This is a genomic window from Caballeronia sp., from assembly GCF_049581465.1.
Classification (GTDB): domain Bacteria; phylum Pseudomonadota; class Gammaproteobacteria; order Burkholderiales; family Burkholderiaceae; genus Caballeronia.
In genome coordinates, this window is record NZ_JBAUSA010000368.1 from 1 (window position 1) to 2,480 (window position 2,480).

The 2,480-nt window shown below is 58.1% G+C and carries 3 protein-coding genes and 1 pseudogene; 3 read left to right on the forward strand and 1 reads right to left on the reverse strand.

Annotated elements, in window-relative coordinates:
• Positions 1-187: pseudogene (locus WCA53_RS09155) on the reverse strand (hypothetical protein); the annotation flags it as partial.
• Positions 188-550: 363 nt separating this feature from the next.
• Here WCA53_RS09155 and WCA53_RS09160 point away from each other — a divergent pair.
• The 3 genes from WCA53_RS09160 to WCA53_RS09170 all read left to right on the forward strand — a co-directional run.
• Complete coding sequence (locus WCA53_RS09160) at positions 551-826, forward strand: hypothetical protein (protein WP_423908241.1); 276 nt, start codon at positions 551-553, stop codon at positions 824-826.
• A gap of 29 nt (positions 827-855) precedes the next feature.
• Positions 856-1,272, forward strand: coding sequence for a hypothetical protein (locus WCA53_RS09165; RefSeq protein ID WP_423908243.1), 417 nt, complete (start codon positions 856-858; stop codon positions 1,270-1,272).
• Between the two features lie 404 nt (positions 1,273-1,676).
• On the forward strand, positions 1,677-2,480 hold an 804-nt coding region (locus tag WCA53_RS09170; protein WP_423908246.1), incomplete at its 3' end, for an enolase C-terminal domain-like protein.

Genomic DNA, 2,480 nt, shown 5'->3' on the forward strand with positions numbered 1-2,480 from the left:
ATAGAACGAAGGACTCCGGTGCCATGAGGACGTCTTCCGTTGATGGTCCGAGCGGGACGAAGAGCACGATTACGGTCCACCAGATCGAGTCGATCGCCAACGCGCTGGCGCGTCGCGAATAAGAGGCATATCGCATCGGATGCTTTTTATCAGACAGGCTTAAATCGTGAAAGTGCAGGCCGTTCACCCACTGACTTCAGCCATGGCGGGTCGCTTTTTAGTGGAAATCGCCGCCCATGATACGCCTTCGAATTTCGGCTTCGCATCGTTGCGGTGAGGCCGATTGAACTGCTGTTTGTATCGGCACCCATCTTGTTCCAGCGAGGGAGCGGCATCAGTCCGGCAGCTATGAATCCCCGCGACTCAGCGCCCAGGACGGTACTTCGGCGAAGGGCAAAGCCATAGGCACAGCGCTAGAAATTTTTCGCAATTCTTCAGATTATTCTACGTTGATAAACCATTGCAAACAGTGGGTTTGTAGCCTAAAGTTAATGTGCTTTCTCAGGTTGTGACGTTGCATTGTCAGCGACGTCTGTTGTAGAGGCAGATCATGTCCAAACTTCGTCACTCGCCACTTCGCCACGAGGTCAGCAGGTGGTTTGGCGCCGACAGTGGGGCTCACGTGTCGCACTTCGGCCGCGTCTATCCTGGCGCCTGTCGCTACGTCTGTGTTCGCGCCCCCCTCATGGCGGGGTTCTTTTCGCTGATATTTTTTCATCACGGACGCAAGGATTGGCGTATCTATCCGCCGTTCGGTATCGGGCCAAGCATCGTGTACTCGTCAGCGCAAGCTGTCACCACGGGCTTCAAAGCATTCCGCGCGTAGAAACACGAGTGATTTAGCAGGAGACGAGGATGATGCTTGAAGTGGTCGGTGCGTTCGATTCATTTAGCAAGTTAAGCGAAGCGCTCGAGGAGTTGTGCACGGAAGGCATTGCTCCCGACAGAGTCCGGGTTGCAGCTGCTTGTGCGCCGCCGAGCACCGGGTTGGCAAAAACACTCGGCGGCCCGAGCGCAGCGACGCACTGGAGATGCGCTGAATATGCGGGTCACGGTGAGCACCTGGGCGTCGTGGAATTCCACGACTTCCTATTTGAAACGACCGACTCGATCTGCGACCAAGCGGCTGCCTATACCTCTGGAAGCATTGAAGACAACGATCACGCGACCCTCACGGTTTGCGTCAACGACAACGTCGAGTTACACGCCGTCTGCAGCATCTTCTCGCGACTCGGCACGGTCGATATAGACGCAGCGAAGTTCGCAGCGTAGGGCGATTAGTCGGCTGCGGCGGCTCCCCTTCGCCGCGATTGGCTAACCATTTGAATTTATTGGTTCGATGTCATCCAATCATTTGCGGCGCTCAAACAGGTGAGACCGCGCGCCGGGAAGCCCGCAGTCCTAAGGCCGCAGTAGTGCTCGGCAGGTAGTTCCTCTCCGTCCGCGGCCCTCGCCCTCAGTAGAAAACTTCGCACCCTCTCCACATTCACATCATTCATCACGACCGCGCTCCACTGCGCCGCGGGTGCCTCCCGCCTGCTGGATAAGCAGGGGCGCCTCCGCGCTATTTTATTGGCTAACCAGTATACGGGTATCCATCAAAATTTGAAGGATTGGTTTACTAATTGGTCCAATTTGGTTTATAAGTTTAGAAGCGCAATTTTCTGGAGAACGACATGCCTGCTCTTGATTCACCCAGCGTCCAGCCCGCTTTGCACGTTTCGGCCATCCGCATCCGCTATGTGAAAGCGCCGATGCGTTTCCCGTTAGGCACCAGCGCGGCCGCCATGACGGCCGCGCCGCTGCTGTTGGTTGACCTGGAAACCAGGGAAGGCGTCGTGGGTCACGCCTACCTTTTCTGCTATCGCGACAGCGGTGCCAAGGCCATCGCCGAGGTCATGCAGGAAGCTGCGGGACTCATCGCCGGCATGTCGGTGACGCCCGCGAAGATAGCGGCGTTCCTTGCACGCCGATACGCGTTGCTCGGCGTCACAGGCGTCGTGCGCATGGCATTGGCCGCCATCGATATTGCGCTGTGGGACGCGCTGGCGATCGCCGCGAATATGCCTCTCGCCATGTTCCTGGGTGGCAGCCTGGACCCGGTTCGTGCCTATAACAGCGACGGCCTTGGATTGATGCCTGCGGCGCAGGCCGCGGACGAAGCCGTGAAACTGCTCGAACCCGGATTCAATGCGGTGAAACTGCGCCTCGGTCACGCCGACCGCCGCGAGGATGTGCAAGTCGCGAGAGCCGTTCGCGCGGCCATCGGCGAGTCCGTTGAAGTGATGGTGGACTACAACCAGGCGCTGACGGTCTCCGATGCCATCCAACGCGGACTCGACCTCAAGGACTTGAACATCTACTGGCTGGAAGAACAAATTCGCCACAACGATCTGCAAGGGTACGCGGCCATCGCCCGCGAACTCGTTACCCCGGTCCAGATCGGCGAAAACCTCGACGGCCCCGAAGCGGTCCAGGAC

Bases quoted from the DNA above. Each gene is read 5' to 3' on its own strand.
- WCA53_RS09165 (WP_423908243.1), top strand. From the start codon at position 856: ATGATGCTTGAAGTGGTCGGTGCGTTCGATTCATTTAGCAAGTTAAGC.
- WCA53_RS09160 (WP_423908241.1), top strand. From the start codon at position 551: ATGTCCAAACTTCGTCACTCGCCACTTCGCCACGAGGTCAGCAGGTGG.